General features: G+C 36.4%; 23 protein-coding genes and 1 tRNA gene. 8 read left to right on the top strand and 16 right to left on the bottom strand.

All coding sequences use genetic code 11. The features are described 5' to 3' along the window. Nucleotides 1–11: 11 nt before the first annotated feature. Both JJQ93_RS11740 and JJQ93_RS11735 read right to left on the bottom strand, forming a co-directional pair. Nucleotides 12–1,394, bottom strand: a complete 1,383-nt coding sequence (locus tag JJQ93_RS11740) for an ATP-binding protein (protein ID WP_274893900.1) — start codon at nucleotides 1,392–1,394, stop codon at nucleotides 12–14. A gap of 172 nt (nucleotides 1,395–1,566) precedes the next feature. Next, on the bottom strand, nucleotides 1,567–3,483 hold the full coding sequence (locus tag JJQ93_RS11735) for a right-handed parallel beta-helix repeat-containing protein (RefSeq protein ID WP_274893899.1): 1,917 nt from the start codon (nucleotides 3,481–3,483) through the stop codon (nucleotides 1,567–1,569). Nucleotides 3,484–3,602: 119 nt separating this feature from the next. On the opposite strand from JJQ93_RS11735, the gene JJQ93_RS11730 reads away from it, so the two are divergent. Next, a complete protein-coding gene (locus JJQ93_RS11730; protein ID WP_274893898.1) occupies nucleotides 3,603–4,358 on the top strand; it encodes an AraC family transcriptional regulator in 756 nt (251 codons plus the stop codon). Nucleotides 4,359–4,451: 93 nt separating this feature from the next. Here JJQ93_RS11730 and ftsH read toward each other — a convergent pair whose 3' ends face one another. From ftsH to JJQ93_RS11665, 13 genes are all read right to left on the bottom strand, one after another. Beyond that, nucleotides 4,452–6,287 carry an ATP-dependent zinc metalloprotease FtsH gene (ftsH, locus tag JJQ93_RS11725; RefSeq protein WP_045408786.1) on the bottom strand — a complete coding sequence of 612 codons (1,836 nt, stop codon included), beginning with the start codon at nucleotides 6,285–6,287 and terminating at the stop codon, nucleotides 4,452–4,454. A gap of 68 nt (nucleotides 6,288–6,355) precedes the next feature. Then, a complete protein-coding gene (gene hpt / locus JJQ93_RS11720; protein ID WP_274893897.1) occupies nucleotides 6,356–6,901 on the bottom strand; it encodes a hypoxanthine phosphoribosyltransferase in 546 nt (181 codons plus the stop codon). 12 nt (nucleotides 6,902–6,913) lie between these two features. Next, the gene (tilS, locus tag JJQ93_RS11715) at nucleotides 6,914–8,296 is read right to left on the bottom strand and encodes a tRNA lysidine(34) synthetase TilS (RefSeq protein ID WP_274893896.1); all 1,383 of its coding nucleotides are present in this window, start codon (nucleotides 8,294–8,296) and stop codon (nucleotides 6,914–6,916) included. A gap of 9 nt (nucleotides 8,297–8,305) precedes the next feature. Beyond that, the gene (locus tag JJQ93_RS11710; RefSeq protein WP_274893895.1) at nucleotides 8,306–9,133 is read right to left on the bottom strand and encodes a protein kinase domain-containing protein; all 828 of its coding nucleotides are present in this window, start codon (nucleotides 9,131–9,133) and stop codon (nucleotides 8,306–8,308) included. Beyond that, the gene (locus JJQ93_RS11705) at nucleotides 9,133–9,822 is read right to left on the bottom strand and encodes a vWA domain-containing protein (protein WP_274893894.1); all 690 of its coding nucleotides are present in this window, start codon (nucleotides 9,820–9,822) and stop codon (nucleotides 9,133–9,135) included. Before JJQ93_RS11705 ends, JJQ93_RS11710 begins: the two co-directional genes overlap by 1 nt. Before the next feature lie 61 nt (nucleotides 9,823–9,883). After that, complete coding sequence (gene spoIIE, locus JJQ93_RS11700) at nucleotides 9,884–12,235, bottom strand: stage II sporulation protein E (protein ID WP_274893893.1); 2,352 nt, start codon at nucleotides 12,233–12,235, stop codon at nucleotides 9,884–9,886. A 155-nt stretch (nucleotides 12,236–12,390) separates the two neighbouring features. Continuing rightward, nucleotides 12,391–12,465 (bottom strand) — tRNA-Glu (locus JJQ93_RS11695). A gap of 60 nt (nucleotides 12,466–12,525) precedes the next feature. Continuing rightward, nucleotides 12,526–13,074, bottom strand: a complete 549-nt coding sequence (locus JJQ93_RS11690) for a class I SAM-dependent methyltransferase (RefSeq protein WP_274894101.1) — start codon at nucleotides 13,072–13,074, stop codon at nucleotides 12,526–12,528. A 13-nt stretch (nucleotides 13,075–13,087) separates the two neighbouring features. Continuing rightward, complete coding sequence (locus JJQ93_RS11685) at nucleotides 13,088–13,471, bottom strand: DUF302 domain-containing protein (RefSeq protein WP_274893892.1); 384 nt, start codon at nucleotides 13,469–13,471, stop codon at nucleotides 13,088–13,090. Continuing rightward, nucleotides 13,461–14,207, bottom strand: a complete 747-nt coding sequence (locus JJQ93_RS11680) for a DUF5714 domain-containing protein (protein WP_274893891.1) — start codon at nucleotides 14,205–14,207, stop codon at nucleotides 13,461–13,463. The genes JJQ93_RS11685 and JJQ93_RS11680 overlap by 11 nt, the downstream gene beginning before the upstream one ends. A gap of 37 nt (nucleotides 14,208–14,244) precedes the next feature. Next, nucleotides 14,245–15,513 (bottom strand): thioredoxin-disulfide reductase, encoded by a 1,269-nt coding sequence (trxB, locus tag JJQ93_RS11675; protein WP_274893890.1) that lies wholly within the window; start codon nucleotides 15,511–15,513, stop codon nucleotides 14,245–14,247. Nucleotides 15,514–15,535: 22 nt separating this feature from the next. Continuing rightward, complete coding sequence (locus JJQ93_RS11670) at nucleotides 15,536–16,873, bottom strand: radical SAM/SPASM domain-containing protein (protein WP_274893888.1); 1,338 nt, start codon at nucleotides 16,871–16,873, stop codon at nucleotides 15,536–15,538. Between the two features lie 204 nt (nucleotides 16,874–17,077). Then, nucleotides 17,078–17,728 (bottom strand): methyltransferase domain-containing protein, encoded by a 651-nt coding sequence (locus JJQ93_RS11665; RefSeq protein WP_240495839.1) that lies wholly within the window; start codon nucleotides 17,726–17,728, stop codon nucleotides 17,078–17,080. A 144-nt stretch (nucleotides 17,729–17,872) separates the two neighbouring features. On the opposite strand from JJQ93_RS11665, the gene JJQ93_RS11660 reads away from it, so the two are divergent. From JJQ93_RS11660 to JJQ93_RS11650, 3 genes are all read left to right on the top strand, one after another. Beyond that, complete coding sequence (locus tag JJQ93_RS11660) at nucleotides 17,873–18,193, top strand: hypothetical protein (protein WP_045408803.1); 321 nt, start codon at nucleotides 17,873–17,875, stop codon at nucleotides 18,191–18,193. A gap of 121 nt (nucleotides 18,194–18,314) precedes the next feature. After that, a complete protein-coding gene (locus JJQ93_RS11655; protein ID WP_085112773.1) occupies nucleotides 18,315–18,593 on the top strand; it encodes an ACT domain-containing protein in 279 nt (92 codons plus the stop codon). 30 nt (nucleotides 18,594–18,623) lie between these two features. Continuing rightward, nucleotides 18,624–19,988 (top strand): PFL family protein, encoded by a 1,365-nt coding sequence (locus JJQ93_RS11650; protein WP_085112774.1) that lies wholly within the window; start codon nucleotides 18,624–18,626, stop codon nucleotides 19,986–19,988. Between the two features lie 138 nt (nucleotides 19,989–20,126). Here JJQ93_RS11650 and JJQ93_RS11645 read toward each other — a convergent pair whose 3' ends face one another. Next, complete coding sequence (locus JJQ93_RS11645; RefSeq protein ID WP_096231635.1) at nucleotides 20,127–20,855, bottom strand: hypothetical protein; 729 nt, start codon at nucleotides 20,853–20,855, stop codon at nucleotides 20,127–20,129. A 445-nt stretch (nucleotides 20,856–21,300) separates the two neighbouring features. Between JJQ93_RS11645 and JJQ93_RS11640 the strand changes: the two genes are divergently transcribed. The 4 genes from JJQ93_RS11640 to JJQ93_RS11625 are packed head-to-tail and all read left to right on the top strand — an operon-like array spanning nucleotide 21,301 to nucleotide 24,699. Beyond that, nucleotides 21,301–21,795, top strand: a complete 495-nt coding sequence (locus JJQ93_RS11640; protein ID WP_150200842.1) for an RNA polymerase sigma factor SigX — start codon at nucleotides 21,301–21,303, stop codon at nucleotides 21,793–21,795. A gap of 3 nt (nucleotides 21,796–21,798) precedes the next feature. Then, a complete protein-coding gene (locus JJQ93_RS11635; RefSeq protein WP_085112775.1) occupies nucleotides 21,799–22,941 on the top strand; it encodes a DUF2275 domain-containing protein in 1,143 nt (380 codons plus the stop codon). A 4-nt stretch (nucleotides 22,942–22,945) separates the two neighbouring features. Next, nucleotides 22,946–23,851, top strand: coding sequence for an ABC transporter ATP-binding protein (locus JJQ93_RS11630; protein WP_274893886.1), 906 nt, complete (start codon nucleotides 22,946–22,948; stop codon nucleotides 23,849–23,851). After that, complete coding sequence (locus JJQ93_RS11625) at nucleotides 23,845–24,699, top strand: ABC transporter permease subunit (protein WP_209453849.1); 855 nt, start codon at nucleotides 23,845–23,847, stop codon at nucleotides 24,697–24,699. Before JJQ93_RS11630 ends, JJQ93_RS11625 begins: the two co-directional genes overlap by 7 nt. Nucleotides 24,700–24,736 lie beyond the last annotated feature (37 nt).

Raw genomic sequence — 24,736 nt, 5'->3', positions numbered from 1 at the left:
CCCCCCAGTCATTATTTTTTAAGCTCCAAGTATATATTCACAATCGTCCCAGTGCCTTTTTTGCTGAATATCTTTAAGTCACCACCGTACTTATTGAGAATGTTTTTGCTAATAGATAGTCCCAAACCTGTACCGTCTTTTTTTGTAGTAAACAAAGGCACCATCACTTTTTTAAGTGTTTCTCTGTCGATTCCACCGCCGTTATCTGCTATCTTTATTATAACCTTATTTGTGTAAGAATTAAATCTAGTCGTTATCCATATCTTCCCTCCAGAGCCGATAGCCTGAAAAGAATTCTGAAAAACATTTAATAGCACTTGCTTTAGTTGGTTGTTTTCTATCTTCACCATCGGAACTTCTCTCAATTTTTTTATTATTTCGATTTGCCTATGTTTTGCTTCTGCTTCAATTAAGATCATGTACTTTTCAATAAGCTCGTTTAAGTCAATGCCTTCATCGGGGCTATTTCTAACTACGCCTAAATAACTCATCACCAAATCTATTATTCTATCTGATTCGCTTATGATGGTGTCAAAAAAAGAAGCATTCGCTTTGTCTTTAAGCTGCATAAGCTGCAAAAATCCTTTTATAGATGTGATGGAATTTTTTATCTCGTGAATCAGCGACACAGCCAAGCTTCCCATCAAGTTGAATTTTTCACTTCTTTCGATGATCTCTCCGAATTTCAGCTTATCTGTAACGTCTTTCACGATGATGCATAAAAAGTTATCGTCGTAAGTGTCTGCTACCTCCATAGACAAAAAACGCCCACTGTCTTTTATATTGTAAACGACGATCTTATTGCTTACTATTTCGTCAAAGTTTATCTTTTCATCTAATGATTTCAGCACTTTTTCTGCGTCTTTGCGATAGGCCTTTTTATAGTCTAAACACATAAGCTGGCAAGCAGCCTTGTTTATATACTCTATGCGCCTTCTCTTATCCATAAGCAAAATACCCGTATCCACCATGTCTACAAGCTTAAACCTATTGTACAGAAGATCCAAATACGCGTTTACGTCTCGCATAGTATCTAACTCACTTTTTACAAAATTAAGGGTGGAAATGATGCAAAGCTTTCTCCCATCATCGGAATTCAAAAAATTATCCACCATCTTAAATCTCAATGTAAAACCATATCTGGAATTCAAAGTAATATCATATATGTTTTCATCCACTTTCTTAGCTTCATTAAGAAAGAAGTTTTTAAAAAAGAAATCGTAATTTCCCCCTATATCATCGTGATTAAATCCCAATAATCTTAAGAGAACTTTGTTTATATATATCACTTCACCGTCAAAATTTTTTAAAATAGTAAATCCTTTTAGTCCATCGACTAAGTCAAATATCCAATTGTAGTTAGGCTCCTTCGATGACCTTATCATTTTGTCCATGATAATTCCTCTTTTCTTTAGTATAAGTTTTATGGCGACACTTATATATTTTGACATAATTGTCAAAAATCCTTCTTATTTTGACAAACTTTTTCGATATTTTATAAAAATTTTTATATATAAAAAAATAAGCCTTATGCCTTTATCACAGGACATAAGACCTCACTCAATATTACCAAACCTTTATGTAATTATCACCTTTTTTCAAAAGCACAATTGGACCTATTGGACCATCTCCCCGCTTTTTCGCATCTAAATAGTCAGTATCCAAAACCAGCTCTTTGCCATCTGGAGTTTCATACTCCGCATCAACAATCCGCACTCTTTCCAATGTCTTTGTCGAATGGATATCGCCTACAATATTTTCGAATTCATCTGGCAATTGCAGCGAAAGGTAGACTTCATCTCCTTCATCAATTATGGCAAGTTTCGGGTCGAAGTCCTTTTTAACAAGATTGTCTTTTTCTTTCTCAAATGGCTCTGCACCATTGAAGTATGCATTTTTATTGATGTATACCGGTTGTTCCACTCGCTCAAATCTTTCTAAATCGCCAGGTAATTCATTTACCTTTTCAATGTATTCTTCTAAAGACGTTGTATAGTTGTTGTAATGAGAAGTTCCCACATTTTCTAATCCATCTTTTCCTATGAAGATATTGTTGTAGAATCGATCATCTCCCCCGTATACAAATGCAAATCCCGCAATTTCAGTGCTGTGTGGAAGATGGTATTGAGTCGAGCGATTTAGCACTTTTCTCTGATTCATCTTGCCTGCGATTAGATTGTTTATATACGCTCCACCTTGTGACATGTTGTCTATAGCATACTCAGAAGCTAATATATTGTGATCAACAACATACGGTCCATGGCTTACTTCAACAAACATATCTCTGTTATTATTGTAAAACAAGTTTTTGCTGACTCTTGTGCCTTGTGCTTCCCAATCCAGCCATAACCCTAATGAGCAATCGTGAATACGGTTATGGTGAATCTGCACATCTATGGCCGCGTGTAGCTTTATCCCTGCTATCTCATGGCCGTAGAATTCCCTTTTCAATGCGATATTGTAAATATGGTTATTGTAAATTTCACTAAAGACTCCTCCTAAGTGCCCAACAATGGCATTTTGTCCACAATCGTAGATCGTATTGTTTCTAATGATATGTGAACCTATCTTTTCTTTCGACCAACCATTTCTTTTTGCATTAAATACTGCTTCCAATTGATACTGGTATCCAGGCTTGTCTTTCCGTATAGAGCGATAATTGTTGCCTGTTGTAGCCTCTTTGCCGATGCTTATTGCGCTGCATTTAGCATCATGTATGATATTGTCCTCTATTATCCACCCTTTGCTCCAGTTAGGACCTATAAGCCCAGGCTGATCTGCTGTCGGAGGCGCCCACGGTGTTGCAGCATGTGCCATCTCGAAGCCTTTAACTGTAATATAATCTATGCCTGTTTCGACAGGATAAAAGCACGATCTTCTGACGTTTATCTCCACAAATTCTTCGTTGGGATCAGCACCTTGAAAATTAGCGTAAATCGTAGTCTTTTCCGAGTCTACTTCAGCATACCAAACGTACTTCGTTTGTTCTACATTGTGAACAGGTACAATCTTTTGGGTCCAGTGATCAAGGACTTCTGTCCTAACTTGTGGATTAAAAAGATCTTCATATCTCGTGACTTCATAAAACGACATGCCATTTAAGTATACATCCCCTAAGTGTTTTTTCTCATCAACCGTAAGCAGCCAATCTCCAAAAATTTCTTCTTTGTATGGATTGAATTCCCCAAAGAAAGAATTGGGCAACTGGCATTTCCACACGTTTCCATCTACATGCTGCCAACTTTGAATCCTCTCTGAACCTTTTATTATTACTCTTTCACCTTCTGCCGCCTTGTAGGTAATCCTTCTTTTGTCGCTTAACCCTTTATACTTTGGTTTAACCCATTCCCGGTATACTCCTTCATGGACTATAATTGTGTCGCCAGCCATTGCGACAGACGCAGCCTTATTTATAGTCAAAAACGGATCTTTAAGCGTTCCTTTCCCTTTATCTGAGCCACTTTTCGCCACATGGTATTCCATTTCTAAAACCCCTCCTCTTTAAATGATTAATTCTATTTTAAGCAAATGCCTATTGATATATCTATGCAAAAAGTAGTATACTTTAAGACAATATTAGTGTTTTTTTAGGAGGGACTTTTATGGTCTTTTTTCAAAAGCATGGTGTAAATGAAAAAGATCTCTTCCGCTTTTTTTCACTTAAGAATTATCAATTTCCATATCATTTTCATAGAGCGTACGAACTTATATACTTAAATGACGGCCAATTATCTATCTCTATAGACAAAAAAGAATACATACTGAAGAAAAATGATTTAGCCTTTGTGTTTTCAAACCAGATGCATGAATTTAAGACAATCGATCGCTCTGATATAACAATCATCCTGTTTTCCCCAGAACTTATCGGAGATTTTTACATGAATTATAAAGGCATGATCCCTGAAGATAACATACTGCACTTGGATAACATCATAGATTTCAATAAGCTTGGTTCCATCTACGGTAAAAAAAGTTTTTTATATTCACTGTGCGATAAGTTAGTAAACCATACCTCATTCATTCCTTCAAGACAATCGACTAAGACAAAAGTTCTATACAAGATGCTGCTTTTTATTGAGCAGAACTATTCAAATGACTGTACATTAAAAAAGGCTGCAAAATACCTAAATTACGATTATCCATATTTATCAAAACTATTTATCCAGCAAATGGGCATGACTTTTACAGAGTATCTAAACAACTACCGCATTTCACAATCATGCTACATGTTAAAAAACAGCAACCTTTCTGTAAGTGAAATTGCATTTAATTGTGGGTACAACAATTTGAGGACATTTCACAGAAACTTCAGAAAGATGACAAATATGTCTCCGAAAGAATACAGAGAATTAGATTAATCGCAAAAGCAATATTAACTGATGTCTTAAAAAGTTTGAAAGCAATTCATGAAACTAAAAAAGACATACAAAGTAAATTGTATGTCTTTTAAGTTATGCTTCTTCGCTCTGATTCGTCTCATCTACATTTTCGCCATTAAAATACTTTTCAAATTCCTCTGCGTTAAGTTTCTCTTTCGTCATCAAAGCCTGTGCAATTCTATGAAGCTTATCTATATTCTCTTTCAACAGTGTCTCAGCCTTGTTGTAGCATTCATCGATGATCCTCTTCATCTCTTTGTCGATGTCGTACTGAACTTCTTCACTGTAATTGCGGGTCCTGCCCAAATCTCTGCCAATAAATATTTCATCATTGTCTGTGCCAAAAGTCATAGGACCTAATTTCTCGCTCATGCCGTACTCTGTAACCATCTTTCTCGCTATGTTTGTGGCTCTTTCTATGTCATTTTGTGCACCTGTAGATATATCATTCAAAACAAGACTTTCAGCTACACGTCCTCCCAAAAGGTGGACAATCTCATCCATCATCTCAGACTTGGACATGTAGTACTTGTCTTCTTCAGGAAGCAGCATTGTGTAGCCGCCTGCTCTTCCTCTTGGAATGATCGTTACTTCGTGTACAGGAGGTGTATTAGGAAGGAGTTTTGCAACAACAGCATGACCTGCTTCATGATACGATACAAGCTTTTTGTCTCTTTCTGATATTACCCTGCTTCTCTTTTCTGGTCCTGCTATTACTCTCGTAATAGCTTCTTCCAGCTCCACCATAGTTATCTGCTTCATGCCTTTTCTGGCAGTCAAAAGCGCAGCTTCATTCATGAGATTTTCAATATCGGCTCCTGTAAAGCCCGGCGTCCTTCTTGCCAAAACTTTAAGCGACACATCAGGTGCGAGAGGCTTGTTTCTGGAATGTACTTTTAAGATCTCCTCTCTTCCTTTGATGTCTGGAACACCTACAGTAACATGCCTGTCAAATCTGCCAGGCCTTAAAAGAGCAGGGTCAAGGATGTCTGGTCTATTCGTAGCAGCTATGACTATGATGCCTTCATTTACACTAAAGCCATCCATCTCAACCAGCAACTGGTTTAATGTTTGCTCTCTTTCGTCATGTCCACCGCCTAATCCTGCGCCTCTATGGCGACCAACAGCGTCAATTTCGTCTATGAAAATTATACAAGGAGAATTTTTCTTGGCTTGTTCAAAAAGATCCCTAACTCTCGATGCACCGACACCTACAAACATCTCCACAAAGTCAGAACCACTTATACTGAAAAACGGAACACCAGCTTCACCTGCTACAGCCTTCGCAAGCAAAGTTTTACCAGTTCCAGGAGGTCCTACTAAGAGAACGCCTTTAGGTATACGAGCGCCTAAATCTAAGAATTTCTTCGGAAATTTCAAAAACTCTACTATTTCCTGCAGCTCTTCCTTTTCCTCATCGGCACCAGCCACGTCATTAAAAGTGACTCTCCTCTTATCATCTGTTATCATCTTGGCACGGCTTTTGCCGAAAGACATGACTCTATTGCCACCACCGCCTTGTGCTTGTTGCATAAACACATACCACAAAACTACAAGTACAGCCACCATAAATAGCGTTGGCAAAAGAGAATACCACCAAGGAGCACCTTGAGGCGGTTCGCTCTTGACAACAAGTTTATTGTCCTTAATATATGGTGTCAAGAAATTCATAAACGACGTCACATCAGGCACGTTGCTGCTAAACTGTGTGCCGTCTTTCAAAGTACCTGTAATGCTTGTGCCAGAAATAGTCATCTCTGAAACATTGTTTTTGATAATCTGGCTGTACAGTTCAGTAACGTCAATAGCCGCAGGTTGTTTAATATTATCAGTATACAATTGTACCATTGCATATAATGCGATAATTATAAGTATCCATATAACGATACCTCTGATCGTTTTATTCAAATATGGCCCTCCCTTCAAAGCCGTATCACTTAATTTATAATAACATATACCATATAAAAAAACAAATTTTAGCTGTACATTTCAGGTTTCAAAACGCCTATAAAAGGAAGGTTCCTGTACTTTTCATCAAAGTCCAATCCATAACCTACTACAAACTTATCAGGTATCTTAAACCCCACATAATCGACTTTTACAGATGCTTCTCTTCTCTCCGGTTTGTCTAATATTGTGCATATTTTCAAGCTTTTTGGCTTTCTTCCAAGCAGAGTTTCTCTCAAGTAAGACAGAGTTAAACCGCTGTCAATTATGTCCTCCACAATCAGGACATCTTTGCCTTCTATGCTTATATCAAGGTCTTTAATTATCTTTACTATTCCCGATGAATGTGTTGAGCTTCCATAGCTGGAAACAGCCATAAAATCAAGTGATAAAGGTAAGTCAATACACCTTGATAAATCAGCCATAAACATTATAGCACCTTTTAAGACTCCTACCAGCATCAAATTTTTCCCTTCGTAGTCCTTCGTAATCTGTCTCCCAAGCTCTTTTATCTTTTCTTTAAGCTCTTCTTCTGTGATCAAAATTTCATCGATGTCCTTTGATAAATTTTCCATCAAATTTCCTCCTTAATCTTGTTTAATATACTCTATAGACAATATTTTTTTTGTGCCATCGCGTACTTTGTACTTTTCAGACATTCTATGTCCCACAATCCACAAAATAGTGCTGCCAATAGCTAATAATGGTATCTTATCTCTCTCCTCTCTTGGGATTTTCTCATCGATAAAATACTCTTTAAGTGTCTTTGTCCCTCTCATGTTTAGAGGCGAGATGAAATCTCCAATTCTCCTATGCCTTACGACCACATCGCCATCGATCAAATCAGCATCGAAAAGCTTACGGTATCTACCTAAATTAAGGCTTTCTATTGATTCTCTATCTATTATCTCCGCCTTATATACACCTAAACATCCACCATCTGTTATGCCGGGAATATTAAGCTTAACTTCGCTAAAATCTCGCTTTTCATAAAATGTTCTTTTTCTGAATATAAGATTATTATAACTTTTTATAACTTCAATTTCAAAGGGTAAATCAATTTTTGACGATGTCTGCTTGTCCATGATATCTAACACATCTTCCACGTGTTTAAATGTAAGTTGATTAAGATCTCCATTTAATTTCTTATAAGCCAATCTAATGATTCTTCTTCTTATGGAACTGTGCAATTTTTTTATCCCATCAATGTCAAGTTTAACATTTCCATTATCAAAGTCAGCAATCTCATTAAATATTTTTTCAGATTCTTGGCTTAAATAATCTTCATCATCAAGCACGATCTGTGATGTTCTGTACAAATTTTCAACTATGTCTACATCAAAATTTTCTTCAATAAATGGTATCAATTTTAGCCTTATTCGGTTTCTTCTATACACATCTTCTTTATTTGTAGCATCTATCACATATCTAAGATCTTTTGATGTTAAGTAGTCAAGTATTTCATCTCTTGTGGTCCTTATAAGTGGTCTTATGATGCATCCATTAACAGGCTTTATGCCTACAAGTCCAGTTGTGCCAGCACCTCTTAAGATGTTTAAGAGAACCGTTTCGGCTACGTCATTTTTGTTGTGGGCAATGGCGATTTTGTTTCCACCAACTTCTTTAAACACTTTATTAAAAGCACTGTACCTTATTTCCCTTCCGGCAGCCTCCTCAGACAATCCCTTTTCTTCAGCGTATCTTCTCACGTCTTCCTTAAATAAAAAAAATGGGATATTTATTCCCTTGCAGAGCTTCTCAACGAACAACGCATCACTATCTGCATCGGCTCCCCTCAGCATATGATTCACATGAACCACAAAAAGCTTAAGCTTATACTTTTCTTTTATCTCTAAAAGCAAGTTAAGAAGGCAAATTGAATCAGGGCCTCCAGATACTCCTATTACGATTTTATCGCCTTTTTCTATCATTCTGTATTCTTTTATCGTCTTTTCAAAGCTATCTATCATATATATCCCCTACACCGCCAAAATCAAAAGTACAACGAATATCATACCCACTATAAAAAGCATGTAATTTAAATACATTGACGCCTTTTCACTAAAGCAGCCATTTTTAAAATTGACATACAGTTTATTTATATCGTACGTACCATTAAGCGCCTTCATTATGGCAATATGAAACTTCCCAAGCTTGCTCTTTGATTGCTTTAGGACTTCTCCTATCGTGTGGTAATCGTGTCTAAACGTCTTGCCCATTACAAGGCATACAAAAAGCATCCCTGCTTCAAACGACAGATACCCGGAATCCGCTTTTCTTAATCCCACTTTCCAACTGGCTCTGTCAAACTCAGGAGTAAATTCTTTTACAGTATCATCTTTAGCAGATGTCGAACCGTAGTCAATAAGCACTATGCGCTTTTTTATCTCATCCATCATAACATTGGATGGTTTTAAATCTGTGTAAAAAATGCCTAATCGCTTTAATCTAATCAAAGCATCTAAAATCACAGTAAGTATGTATGAAGCATTCTCCAAATCAATTCCTGATTTAATCAATCTATCAAGGCTATACCCGTCTATGTATTCCAAAACGATATAGTGATACATTTTATTATACAATATTGCGTCATCTAAATCAAATACACGTGGAGCAAAATCGCAATTTTTCAATGATGTCAACACTTTGTACTCTCTCGTAATGCTTATTAAGTCTTCACTTATCTTAAGCGCATATTTTAAATTTTCATCGTCGTGAACAAGGTATACATCGGCCACACCGCCATGCCCAATTTTTTTATCGACTACGTATTTCCGTCCATTATGTATGCCTTTCAAAACATTCATTAACTGATACCTCTTATAGATTCGACTTCTGTATCAAAAAGCGATGTAGCCAGCTTTATCGCATGGTAAGTAGGGGTATTTCCACCTGCTTTTAAGTTCTTAAGATGAACTTCTATATCATTTATCTTCGATGTAAATGGGCATATAATCTTCGCATAAGCATCATTTCCATCTGGAAATCCTATTAGACAAAATTGGCTTTTGCCCTTTCTCACTTTCATAGTGCTTAGAAGATCGATTATTCCATTCACCGCTTTTTTTAATTTTCTTGCCATACTTCCACTTAAGTCCAGCAAAATTGCGCATCTTATATCTGAAATATCCAGAAGTCTATCGATGTATTCTACGATTTGAGATCGCAATACAGGATGGAGTCCTTCTATATTTTTCCCTATGAGTCTCATCAATTCGCTATCTAACGTATCGTACAAAGTTTTTTCGGCTGATTTTTGCGTCACCACCGATAAAGACCGTATAAAATCATCTGAATAAATTATGTCATACACGCCGCCACCAGAACTTGCAATATCTTTTATCTCTTTTATAGACAGATTTCCGTCGTCCACGATGCCTATAGAGCTTACTCGAATTCCCTTCCTAAACGCTAAAAAAGCTGCATCTGCTGGATTCCCACCAACATTTGATTTGCCATCTGTAACGACGATTATCTGATTTATCAAAATCTCCAAAATCAAATCCCTCCATAAGATTTTTTATTATTTTTGCCATCTTATGGAAGGATTATTCAGCTTACAATCGCTTTTTCCAAACTTTCACCACAAGCACTGTCATGTCGTCTTTAGGCTTGTTTTCACAAAGCTCAAGGCATTTCTTCATTATAGCTTCAGCCATATCCTGAGGATCTTTCATATCAAGGTTTCTTAAAAATCTTGCCATGCTTTCTTCTTTGTTACCATCAAAGCAATCTAATACTCCGTCCGTCGTCAAAATCACAAAATCGCCGTCTTTTAACTTCCTATCGTGGATGTCTGCATCGACGTCTTCCAAAATACCAATAGGCAGTGAACTGGATTCAATCACATCCACATCTTTTCCGCTTTTTATAAATGTGGCTGAGGCACCTATCTTTATAAACTCCGCATCTCCCGTAAACAAATCTATAAATGAAATATCGACCGTTGAGAACATCTCCTCTGCTGACCTTAATGCCAGAATAGAATTTATAGTTTGTACAACCAAGCCTTTGTCAAATCCCGCTTCAATGAATCTTTCCAGCAAAGATATTGTCGTGCTGCTTTCAGAAGCTGCTCTGTATCCAAAGCCCATGCCATCGCTTAATGCCGCCATGTACTTTCCGCCTTCCAGTTCCATGAAAGAATACGTATCACCAGATATTTTGTTGGCACTTTTACTGATTTTGCTAATGCCTGTGGATACTTGATAGCTTTCAGCTCTTGTAAGAGTCAAACTGCACCGCCCTTTATTATTTATAGAACACAAAGTATTTTTCCGCTCGTATTTCTCCCCCATAATCTCTGATACAGCCGGAATAATTTTTTTCTCGCATTCTTTAGCTGCATAACAGGCTTTCTTGTATATCTTTATCACCACATTTCCATCTCCCGCATCGTAAACTATGGCGTCGTCTACAGGTATGCCTCTTTTATCTAACTCTACAAGCAAATACTGTTCAAGATCGTCCTTGAAAGTGATGTCCATGCTTATATCGTCAGCCATGTTTGATATAACAGACGAAATGCCTTTTAACTGGTTTGAGACAATATTCTTGGCATCTTTAAGCCTTTCCCTCCACTGCATGTTTATCTTATATAGCATTAAGTTGTGCTTTGTACAATTAAGTAGCTCTGGGAATCTTATGCACTTTTTGTAAAGCTTATTGTTTTCTACATTACCTGTACTCTCAAGACTTTCTACCAAATCAAACATGCTTTTATACGTAAAATAAAAATCTTTATCCCAGCATATTTTGTACATAGCACAATCAGTGCAGGTCTTATTAGCTATTTCTTCGAAAAGATATGATATATCCTTGTGATCTAAGATCTTCTCATTGGCCTTTTTAAAGCTTTTCCCTAACTCATCAAAAACCTCAGCATATTCTTTTAATTTATCAGTCACAACTTCTTTAAGCTTTACGCTGTAGCTTCGCTGCAATGAACCTTTATCGCCTTTTACAATTGAAACAAGATGATCCAATCTTTTTTTAGGAACAGATAAAAATACTAAAGAAGCTAAAGCAAAATCGTAAGGACTGATGATCATATTTGCAAATGCATTGACATAAAATGTCATAATGGCAGCAGCTGCGAAAAACCCCAAGGCGATTCCCAACCTGCCAAGTTTTTTCATGCTTCCAGACAAAAGACCTGTAAATCCGTATAAGCCTACAGATGTAGGAGTATTTGTAAGAGCAAGGCTTCCAATAAGACCAATGGTAGTTCCTACGCTGGCACCCGTTCCAACACCACCTATGTACGAGCTCATCAGTATGGTAAGTATGCCAAATGAGCTATTTAAGTTAAATCTCCACACCTTTATATTATTAAGCCCCAATATAAAAATGCTTAGCAATATGCACAATGATATGATTTCTTCGTTTGATATAACTTTCCTGTTTGAATTATTTAAAAGCAAAATTGCCTGATTAAATATGAATACCATCAACATGGCTATAACAGATTCGTAAATAGACGTCATCACGTCAAACAACAGAAATCCATACGCTTTGCTGTAGATGAGGTCTACTAAAAGCAGCGAGAAAAATGTTATCAACGCCACTTTAAAGATGTTTTTGCTTTTAGCTTTTAATAAATACTCAAAAGCCAATATCAAAGCCAAAATGATTAGATACTTGATGCTATTGACACCAGGTAAAGACAATACTCCAAGGTAGACGCCAATTCCCGACAAAAAATACTTTCTCTTTTGCATTATAAGCGATGCAAAATACGCCACACCGAACGGGATAAGGTTGTCCATTATTTGTGCGCGGCCAATGACAAAACCTATTAATGCAAAAACTAATGCATTGAATATAAATTTTACATTGTCTTTTTGCAATTTTTCATTGCTTTCTTTCCTTCCTATCCTTGAGTAAGGAAGAATATCAGCACTCTGCATATTTACCACCACCATTTTTTTGATATGATTATAGCATCCAATATAAGGTAAAATTTGTAAATATATGGTGGTAGCCTAAATTTTTTTAACGACATTTTATATAAATAAAATAAAAAAAGCTACAATTTTGTAGCTTCTCTCATAATATTCAAATTTGGTGACCCCGACGGGATTCGAACCCATGTTACCGCCGTGAAAGGGCGATGTCTTAACCACTTGACCACGGGGCCTAAGACATATCATATTTTATCATATTTTGTAGTTTTGTCAACAATCAAATTTATCCTTATCTATCTTACTCCGTAAAATATGTCAATAAATTCTCCTTTAGAAATCTCGCCTACAATATTATGCTTATCTTTAAGGTAATTTACTACATCGTAAATGTCTATCTTTGCTTCATGATGGCTTCCTCTTTGCCTGTGAGATTCGGCGACTCTCTCCTTGCCTATATCATTAAGCTCTGTTATCAATATCTTGCCGCCTTTTTTCAATACTCTCACCATCTCATCAATGGCAACATTATAGTCGCTCATGTGGTGCATTGCATTGTAAGATGCGACAACCTCAAAAGATTCATCAATAAACGGCATCCTATGCGCATCACCATGTACAAACAAGATTTTGCCTTCCACATCTTCATTGCTTATGATTTCTTTAGCTTTTTTTAGCGTGTCAATATTGTACTCTAACGACACCACATCATAGCCGTACCTGGCCAATGCGTAAGCCATACGGGCTCTACCAGTACCCACGTCCAGCGCAAACACATGTCCTTCACCCAATAGATCTAAAGCCCGTTTCAAATCTGATTCAATATCAATTGCCAATTGTATCACCTCTAATGTTATTCTACAGCACATCTATGGCTTTTTTCAACTTATCAGCAACTTCTTCTGCAATTTTAGACAATTTTTCATCATTAGAAGGCAATGCCTTTAAAGGATCAATTGACGATACAACTACACTGCCATCGCTTTTTTCGTACACAATCACATTGCAAGGCAGCAAAAGCCCTACTTCAGGGTCAATGTTTAATACTTCGTAAGCATAAGTGGGATTGCATGCGCCAAGTATGACGTAGTTCATCATATCCTTGCCTATTTTCTTTTTTATCGTATCTTTCATGTCAATCTCTACTAATATTCCAAATCCTACGCCTTTTAAAGCTTCTTTAACCTTTTCCACAGCTTCAGCAAATGAATATGCCACTTCTTTAGTGATGTCAAGATCCATATTTCACACTCCTTTCTGACTTTTCCACGTCTCTGTACTTGCACATATAATAGCATTCCCTGTTTCTCTTTGAGTAATTACAATCATCTGTCCTTTCAAAAGTTGTAGGAAATTTGACATTCAATTCTTTTTCAAAAAATTCTACTGCTTCTTCTATTGATATCCTTGTGCATTTCTTGCAACATCTGGCACCACCAGCTTCTCCGATGCTTTTAAGGGCACTTGCAACAGCTAAATGTGCCTTAGTCCTTTTAAGAGGTGTAAGAGGCGTCGCTTTGTAAATGACTGAGATGGCAACACCGATTCCCACCCCTGCACCACAGGCACCGTAATAGCCACACGCTCCTCCAGGAATCTCTTTCCCACGGTTTATTGCCTCTAAGATATCCTCGTCAGAAGCTTTTTCTGTCAAATTTTTGTAAGCCGTGACTATTGCTGCAGGAACCAATGCATGATGTTCTGGTCCATGCATTGGTATCCTGCTGTCTGACATGATATTTTCCACGATTTCCATAGGATCTTTAGAATCCGTAGACAGACAGTAATCCTTTATGACCTCAATGCCGTCCTTTGCGTGACATTTGTCGCAAACGTAGTGCCCATCCGTACAATGGGCAAGAGTTAATTCTTCTGTACCACAGTATTCGCATCTTTTCAATACTGGCTTTTCTAAATACATGAGCGGCTTCCCGCATATCATGCAATTTTCCATGTACTTTGTTTCGCAGCACTCCATCATTATCTCCTTTCATACTTTTTAAAAGTATGCAAAATCACAGCTCCTGTATATACCTTTCTGCGCTTACAGCAGCAGTAGCACCATCACCAGCCGCGGTGACCACTTGTCTTATCTTTTTATCTCTTATATCACCAGCGACAAATACCCCTTTTACATTTGTCATTAGATCTTCATTTGCTTTGATATAGCCGTATTGATTTAAGTCAAGCATTCCTTTGAATAGATCTGTCTTAGGTGTAAGGCCAATGTAGACAAATACACCATCAACTTCTATATCTTTAAGCTCACCTGTCTTTAGATTTTTATACGTCAGCGACTTAAGCATTCCATTCCCATTTGCCTTTACAACGTGAGACTCCCAAATAAAGTTTATCTTAGGATTTGTAAAGGCTTTTTCTTGCAGCACGTTTGAAGCCTGCAAATTATCAAATTCGTGTATAACCGTAACCTTGTCAGCGATGTTTGCAAGGTACAATGCTTCCTGAATGGCAGAATTGCCTCCACCTATTACAGCCACGTGTTTTCCTTCATACATTGCACCATCGCATATTGCACAATAGTGAATGCCTTTTCCTCTGAATTCAGCTTCGCCTTCTGCAGGAAGTTTTCTTGGCTGTGCTCCCATAGCTATTATAACTGCTTTAGGATAGTATATCTTGTCTTCTGTCCTTACAAATTTCTCATCGTCAGTAAGCTTAATCTCAAATACTTCTTTTAAATCATCAATGATTGCGCCAAAGCTTTCTGCCTGTTTTCTCATGTTTTCCGTCAATTTCTTTCCTTCGATCTGCCCTTCTGTTCCAGGGTAATTTTCTATATAATACGTGTTTGCTGCTTGACCACCTGTAGTTGCTTCATCTATTACGACTGTCTTTAAGTTTGCTCTTGCTGAGTACAAAGCAGCCGTAAGGCCTGCAGGGCCTCCACCCATTATGAGTACATCGTACTCAACCTTCTCTGGCTCTTTGTCTAAAAGTGAAAAACCTATCACCTTTTCTACTGCCTTGCGAAGATCTGGCTTTGAAATATATCCATTTAATCTCTCACCAGTTTCTTTGCCGTCTTTAAAGAACAAAAGTGTAGGGCTTCCTTTTACGCCAAGGCTTAATGCAAAGTCCTTGTTGCCTTGTCTATAAATCTCAACAAATTCCATGTGATCTTTGTATACATCGGCTAATCTATGAAATATCGGTTTTAGTTGAGCACATGGTGGACAATCAGTAGAATAAAAGTCTACAACAACTGGCTTCTTAGAATTCAAAACAACTTCTTCAAATTCATTAGCATTGATTTCTCTTACCATAAATACATCCTCCTTAAAATTTTTAATCTTGAATTAAGACTTCATCTTTATAATACTCGACACCTAATTGGTACAGCTTTTTTATATCTCTACAATCAGGAGATAGTACACTGCCATTTCTTTCATTTGCAACAACTCCACAGCCTCCGCCGCAAACTAAACTTACAGGGCATTCTTTGCACTGCGGTATGCTCAAGACATTTCTCTCTTTCCACGGCAATACTTTATCACCAAAAATTCTTCTCTCAGGATAAAAAGTACCTAAGCGATAATCTTTCCTGCCGCAGCTTGCAGTGCAACCGTATATATCGCCATATAAATCGTAAAGCCATTCTTTTTTGCCAGCAGGACAAGTATCAAAAGTAGGAGAATACATAGTCCCTGAAACAAGGATATTTCTCATGCCTTTAAAATCTGGCTTGTGAAACTTCCTTAGTATAGGATACTTCTTAGACAGCTCTACAAATGTAGCCCATTGTTCTACTTGTGACATAAGGCTTTGATGGTTTAAAGAACATTCAAAAAGCTCATAATTTCTGCCTATCTGCGTCTTAAATTTAGTACCATCCAGATCGAGATACCCTTTTTTATCAAGAATTTCAGCTAATTCCGGCAGATGAGAATAATTGTCTTTATCCACCACAACCCTTAAGTTAACAGGCATGTCATTCTCGATTAGGCTGTCAATTCCCAATAGAATCTTTTCAAAACTGTCTCCACCGCCTAATAACCTTCTTCGCCTGTTGTGAATTTCCTTAGGTCCATCAAGAGTTACCTGTATTTCTTTCACATTTCCCTTTTTAAGAATGTCTATATACTCTAATACATTGTAACCATTAGTAACTGCAGCTATCTCATAGCCGTACAGCTTGCTTTTTTCTACGATGTAATTAATAATGTCTTTTTGAACGTCTGTATCTATAAAAGGCTCTCCGCCAAAGAGCGTAATGTACGGTTTTACCTTCTCCAACTTAAATCTATCGTTTATATCATCAAAAAAGGCATCTACAGCCTCTTTCGTTATTAAATCTTTCTTTGTCGGTATTCCTCTTTCATAACAATAGATGCAAGAAAAGTTGCATCCGTATGTTGGTACAAGCAATATTTGTGTTGGTGATTCATCCATTATTTCCTTAAATTCTTCGTACGCTTCTTTTGTCCTTATATCCTCATGCTCTTTTTCCTCATATACATAACCTCTATCAATGACATAATCCAGAAAATCGATGTCGTAAACATCCTTACCTGATTTTATGTCATAAAGCTTATCTACCTCATCTTTTGAAGCAATATCTGAACTACCTGATAGCAAATTTAAAATAATAAAGTCATTTTTCTCTTCACTAAAAGGTAGAATCATGTTATACTTACTAAAGTACAATAAAATCACTCCTTAATTTATGCGGTAGAAATTCTACCGCATTTTTTTAGTCATGGCAGCCTACAACAAGCTTCGATGACTTTGAGCAGCATTGTGCAACACTGCTGTTTTGCGTTGTGCAGCAATTTGAGTTCTTATTTGTTACAGCTTTCACCTAAATCACCTCCTTTTAATACAAGATACCTACCTTTTAATGCCTTTGATTGTTATACTTGCAACAGGATAACCATTTTTCATGTACTCACGCTTTTTAAGATATTCTATTTCTTTAAAACCTGCATTGTTTATGGCTTTTATATATTCTTCTTCCGGAATAGCTCCGCCGAAGCAATCAGCCCAAGCTTCAGGGTCATTTACAATCTCATCCGGAAGTCTGTCCTTTGATACAACGTCTGAAACGATAAATCTCCCACCAGTCTTAAGAACCCTGTAAATCTCTTTATAGACTTTTTCTTTGTCTTTTGCATGATTTATCACGCAATCGCTTATTACAACGTCAAATTTTTCACCTTGAAGTGGTATGTTTTCTACATCCCCTACGACAAATTCAGCATTTCTTATGTTAAGCTTCTTTCTGTTTTTTTCCGCTTCTTCGATCATTTTCTCAGTAAGATCGAGACCTACTGCAATTCCTCTTTCACCTATGATCTTCGCGGCATTTAAAACGTCATTCCCTCTGCCGCATCCTAAATCAAGGACATTTTCCCCTTCTTTTAAATCTGCCAAAACGATATTTTTGCCACCACAGCTTAAATTGTCATCTTCTTCGGCTAATTTTTCATATCTATTTATTATGTTTTCTTTTGCTTCCATCTCGTCACCACCTTTTACCAAAGACATATCCCCTATATAGGGGGTGGTACTAAATGATAGTATACCACAATAATTTAACAAAGTAAATACAAAACAAAAGAAAGAAAACGCATTTTATAATTAAATCATCTATTGTGTGGAATATTAGAATGTGGAGGTGTTTTTATGAAAATAACTGCTGTTTTGCCTACTCAAGATATGGCAAGCGCATTAGTTGACAGTTTGAAAAAGATGGGTTTCGATCGAAAAGATATGATCATAACAGACATGAAAAAATCTGTGCAGGATATGGACTTTATGGTTGACAATGCTATAGATATAAAGTCTGAAAGAGAAGGCTTAGGTGAAAAAAGACCTTATACGGACTTCTATACTGATGACGCCGAATCCGGAATACTCATTACAGTGGAAGCACCTAAGAAAGAACTGTCTAAAATAAGAGAGACAATGGAACAATGCGGTGCCACAAACATAATTCAAAAATGATATAAGGCGGGGATATGCTTCATTCCCCGTCCTATTTCTTTGAGATTTTATTATCATATATGTATTGCGCGAAAATTCATCATATAGTATACTATGTACAAATATGGAGGGAGTGTTTATCATGAGCGAACAAAAAGCCATTATATCCGTAATCGGTGTCGACAGAGTAGGAATAATTTACAATGTATCAAAATTATTAGCCGAAAACAACATAAATATCTTAGACATCAGCCAGACGATATTAAAAGACATATTTACGATGATCATGATAGTTGATATAAAAAATTCTTCAAATGACTTTAACATATTAAAAGAAGAACTTAAAAATTTAGGCGAAAATCTTGGAGTCAAAATCGACATTCAGAAAGAAGACATATTTAGAGCAATGCACAGATTGTAGACAGATGCTTTATTGAAAGGAATGATTAAAATGGGCTTTGCTTTTGAAGAAATAGAAGAAACTATAAGGATGGTTCAATCGGAAAAGCTTGATATAAGGACAATAACTATGGGCATAAGTTTAAGAGATTGCTCAGGAAACAATGCAGACACAATCGCTAAAAAGATCTACGATAAAATCACAAGAAAAGCCGAAAATCTCGTAAAGGTAGCCGAAGAATTAGAATCTGAATTCGGCATCCCTATTGTCAACAAGCGCATATCTGTGACGCCTATCGCTATCGTTGCAGACAATATTGAAAAAGATGAGTTTATTAAAATAGCTTCGTCACTTGATAAAGCTGCAAAAAATGTAGGCGTAAACTTTATAGGCGGATATTCTGCTTTAGTACATAAAGGATTTACAGATGGCGACCTAAACCTTATAAATTCAATCCCACAGGTTCTTAGTGAAACAGAAAGAGTTTGTTCATCTGTAAATGTAGCAACGACTAAAGCAGGCATAAACATGGACGCGGTAGCATTGATGGGAAAAATCATAAAAGATACGGCATATCGGACAAAAGAAAACGACGGCATAGGTGCTGCAAAGCTTGTAGTATTTTGCAACGCGCCAGAAGACAACCCATTCATGGCAGGCGCTTTTCACGGCGTCGGTGAAGGTGAATGCGTCATAAACGTAGGTGTAAGCGGACCAGGTGTTGTATTAGCAGCTCTTTCAAAACTTCCAAAAACCGCCGATTTCGGTCAAATATCTGAGACAATAAAAAAGACGTCATTTAAGATTACCCGTGCCGGTGAACTCATAGGACGTCTTGCAGCGCAAAGGTTAAATACATCATTTGGAATTCTCGATCTATCTTTGGCTCCAACGCCAGAAATAGGCGATAGTATAGCAAACATACTTGAGTCAATGGGACTTTCAAAATGCGGTTCACATGGTACCACAGCGGCACTGGCACTTTTAAATGACGCTGTAAAAAAAGGCGGCGTCATGGCATCATCGTACGTCGGTGGTCTAAGTGGTGCATTCATACCTGTAAGCGAAGATGCCGGAATGATAGAAGCTGTTGAGGCAGGTGCTTTATCAATAGAAAAACTTGAAGCCATGACGTGCGTATGCTCAGTTGGGCTTGACATGATCGCGATTCCAGGTGACACACCTTACGAGACCATATCAGCCATAATAGCCGACGAAATGGCAATAGGCATGATAAACAAGAAGACGACTGCTGTAAGAATCATTCCAGCTCCCGGCAAAAAAGAAGGCGACTACGTAGAATTTGGCGGTCTTTTAGGCCATGCACCTGTTATGAAAGTAAACAGCTTCTCGCCAAAAGATTTCATAGAAAGAGGCGGAAGAATCCCTGCACCGCTTCACAGCTTAAACAATTAATGATATAATATAGGCAAATTTAAAAAGAACATATTACAAATAGAAGTACAATACATTATATGTTTGGGTAGGGGATAGTGTTTGTAGTGATAAAAAAAGCCCAACGGCATCCGTCAGGCTTTTCCTACAAAGTATATGTTAAGCATATCTCAAAACTCCGTCATCTGAAAATACAAATTTCTGTCCATTAACATAAAATGGTCTTGAAGTATCTATCCCCATTTTATCCAAACCTGTTTTGATTTTTTCATACACGTCATGACTTAACGAAGCCATTGGCATTTGGCCATTCGCTACACGTATTAAGCAGTCTACTGCACCGCCTATTTTGGTTAAATAATCATATTCTTCTGGTCCCCCTAATTTATATATAACATTTTGTTGATTCTTTTCAACTTTCCAAAGTTGAGCGACTTGTTCTTTCGTTAATTTTGACATGTCAGGGAATCCGTATTTATCAACAGCATAATTTATCATCTGATTTATATAATCCGTGATTCTTTTGCTATAATCACTGCCTATCGGATTTGAACCCCAAAACATGCTAATAGAACTATCACCAACATGCAATACAACATCCTGCCCAGAATATTCACCAAGGCTTACTGTGGTTCCGGGTGTTAAGTTAATAGAATTTTCTTGAACTTGTGCTGATTCAATAGCTTTTGAATTTGTGTATGTTGTACCTAAAAAATTCAAAGGGTTAAATTCACTCACGTCATAATATACATTTTTAAGCTGTTTAGATTCGTCGTTTAGACTCTCTGCATATAAACTGTCTTGTGGCGCAAAGTTAGGCATTCTTTTGTTAACTTTATTGCCTTGGTAAATTATTGATGCATACGTATTATAAGCTTCTACTCTCAAAACGCTCACCTCCATATTTTTTAAAGGAATATACCATAGTTATTTAAACAACATATCCTCATCTTACACAAATATATTTTTCTTTCATTTGATCAACCGCTAATAGTTTTATAAAAAAGTGCTTCATAAAAAAACCTCCTAAATTTTTATTGACATCCAAAATTTTATGGTACACGCATTTAGACTATAAAGCTCTATACTTATCGTGCAAAAACACATTTTGAAAATCAAATTGCAAGTATTATAATCATTGTATTTTGAAGGTTTTCTTAAATCTTTAATGCATTGTTTGACTTTACTTTTGATGCCCGATAGCTTACCGGTAATTCTCTTAATAACTATAATAGACTATTACATAAATTTGTCAACTGTCCAAAAGTACTAATTTTTTGTGTCACAAAATTCCTCTCTGGTGTGTTTATATAGTGTAAGTTTCATGTGGGAGGTGTTCAAAATACTTGATTCATTCAAAGATATCTTTGAAAAATACTACTTTAAGATCTATCGACAAATAGCTCTTATCATAAATGATGATGACAATGCACAAGACATTGCACAGGAAGTTTTTATCAAGTTAATTAAAAACCCTCCCCACAGCGATGAAAATATAGGAGGCTGGTTGTCGAAAGTGGCTATTAATCAAGCACTAAACTTCATCCGCTCAGAAAAGAACCTTAAGTCAAGGGAAATAAAAGTATCTCAGTTTAATGACGATTTGATATCACCTGAGGACATAGCAATTGAAAAAATAGAGATAGACAAAGTTAGAAAAGTTTTGTCTAAAATGGATAAGCGAGATATGCTTTGTCTCGTGCTGAAACACTCAGGTTACAGTTATGAAGAAATTTCCATATCACTTGGAATAAAAAAATCGTCTGTTGGAGCAACTGTAGCAAGAGCCCATAAGAAATTTAAAGAGCTTTATGAAAAGGAGGTGTAGCACATGTGCTTCGATGAAGGAATATTGCAATCATACTTAGACGGTGAAATAGATGAATCACTAAAAGAACAGCTAAAAAAACATCTTGATACATGCGAAAAGTGTTCAGCCAAGCTTAATGAGCTTAAAAATTTAAATAGCTTTTTAGATAACGCCTTAAAGACGAGTTCCATCGATCTCAATGAAGCGTGGGAAAATCTAAATAAAAAGATCAATAAAAAAGAAAGAGGTGTATTTAATATGTTTAGAAAATACAAAAAATATATAGCAGTATCCGCTGCGGCAGCAGTAATTGCAGCATCAATAGCATTGCCACCTGTTCAAAAAGCAGAAGCCGAGATTTTAAGCTTGTTTAGACTTAATAATTTTAAAGCTGTAGCAATAACACCTGATGATTTACAAGATATAAAAAATAAATTCTATCAAGCAGGAAATAAAGAAATCGACCTAAAGCAGTACGGCGATATTAAAGTAATTGGTGACTATGGTTCATCCAAAGAAATTAGTAAAAACAACTTGGATAAAATAAAATCATATGTTGGCTACAATTTTAAAATCCCTCAAGATGTGGACAACTTCAAATTAAGAGACAGCATTTATGTAGAGAAAGGCCAAACTGTTGAATTTAAATTAAATGTAGATAAGATAAATAATCTAATAAAGACATTCGGAGGAAATAAGCTGCTGCCAGAGAACTTAAATGAAAAGACATTTAAAATAATTTTAGGCAATAGTGTGCATATATCTTCTATAGATAAAAATGAATCAGATTCTCCAAAAAATATAAGCTACGGACTTGATATAATGAAAACCCCTGAAATAATCGTACCAGATGGTGTCGATATTGAAAAAGTAAGAGATGCTGTCATAAATATGCCATTCATTCCAGACGACATTAGAAATCAAATAGCCAGCATAAAAGACTGGAAAACCACAATACCATTTCCTGTGTCAGATACAGATGATATAAAAGATGTTACTATAAACGGCAGCAAAGGAATTGTAATATCAAAAAAATTCCAAGGTTCCGATATTTTAGAGGTATATTCAAATCTTGCATTAAATGATAATGGTGTAATATATTTGTTCAGCGGAAACAATATTTCACCAGATGAGCTTATAAAAATAGCAGAATCAATGAGGTGATGAAATGATACTAGAGACTCAAAACCTTACAAAACAGTTTGATGGCAAAGGCGGATTTAAAGATGTAAACATCTCTATCGATAGTGGCATGGTTTTTGGATTTCTCGGTCCGAACGGTGCTGGAAAAAGCACATTTGTAAAAACTATGGTAGGGCTTTTATACCCCACCTCTGGTTTTGCTTGGATCAATGGCTTTACCATCGGCACTATAGAATCAAAAAGGCAAATCGGATTTCTTCCTGAAAACTTTAAATATCATGATTGGATGACAGGAAAAGAATTGATGAAATTTCATGCAGAATTATGCAAAATGAAAAACCCATATAAAAAAATTGAAGAACTTTTTGAACTGGTCAAGCTTAAAGGACATGAAAATAAAAAAGTAAAAAATTACAGCAAAGGAATGCAGCAAAGGATAGGACTTGCAATAGCACTTTTAAATGATCCAAAAGTAATCTTTTTAGATGAACCCACATCAGCCCTTGATCCTGTTGGTAGAATAGATGTTAGAGAGATAATAAAAAGACTAAAAGACGACGGCAAGACGGTATTTTTAAACAGTCACTTATTAAGTGAAGTGGAAATGGTATGCGATGAAGTCGCAATTATAAATCACGGGCATGTAATAGCAGAGGGAAAGCTTGAAAACTTATTAAGTAAAAATACCTATGTAGAGATGGTTATATCAGATTATGACAGCCAATTAATCGAAAAGATATCTAATCTAGCCTATGACATTGTATTAAAAGGTGACAAACTTACATTTAAAGTAAAAGATAAAGACAGTATTCCTGAGATTGCAAAAATTGTGGTAGATTCCGGTGCAAAACTGTATCAATTGGATTCAAAAACAAGTTCATTGGAAGATCTGTTTATAAATATAGTTGGAAAGGATGAGGATGTATGCTGACAATAACGAAATACACCATCAAAGAGATGATTAAAAAGCGTGCATTCCTCCTAATTGCAATACTTACAGTAGGATATCTTTTTATTTATGGCTATGGATTAAGTTTAGCTTTTCATAACAACAATCAAGTTATAAACAATACGCCAAACATAGCTAAGATATTACTTGAATCACAGCTTCTCTCAGCAGGGCTTTACTTTTCAAATTTTATAATCGCATTTTTGATAGTACTTACATCTGTAGGTGCTGTGTCAGGCGATGTTGAAAGTGGTGCTATATATGCCTTACTGTATAAACCTCTAAAGAGGCATGAATACGTGCTTGGCAAATTTATAGGGCTTAGCATAATTATCACTGTATATAGCACATTGTTGTTTCTTTCAGTAATAGGACTTAATATCGCTTTTGGCACGAAAGTATACTTAGGATTAGGAAACGTCTTCCGTGCATTATTCTTTTTTGACCTTGGTCCAGTAGTCCTTTTATCATTAGTAGTCGCCTCAAGTTCAATAATGTCAACTGTAAATACAGGTGTTTTAGCTGTCATGACATACGGCATCGCAATGATAGGTGGCATTCTCGAACAAATGGGATCATTTTTCACAGATGCGACAAGTCAAGGTCTTTCAAATGTTGGTATTATCACAAGCTTAATTTTACCTACAGATGTGATATTTAGAAAGATGAATGCAGAGCTTCTCACTCAAAATACAGGCTTAAGCTTTCTTGCCCAAGGGCCTTTTGGCGGTACTTCACAGCCAAGTCCTGCCATGTTTGTGTATATCGCCTTCTATATCTGTTTTTTGCTGTATTACGGAACAAGGAAATTTGAAAAAAGAGATTTGTAATAATCATCTGATTACATCATTTATAAAGTTCTTTAAC

It is taken from the genome of Thermoanaerobacterium sp. R66 (genome assembly GCF_028895185.1).
In the GTDB taxonomy this organism is placed as follows: Bacteria; Bacillota; Thermoanaerobacteria; order Thermoanaerobacterales; family Thermoanaerobacteraceae; genus Thermoanaerobacterium.
The sequence above is the reverse complement of the archived record's forward strand: the minus strand, read 5'-3'. Positions and strand labels throughout refer to the sequence as shown.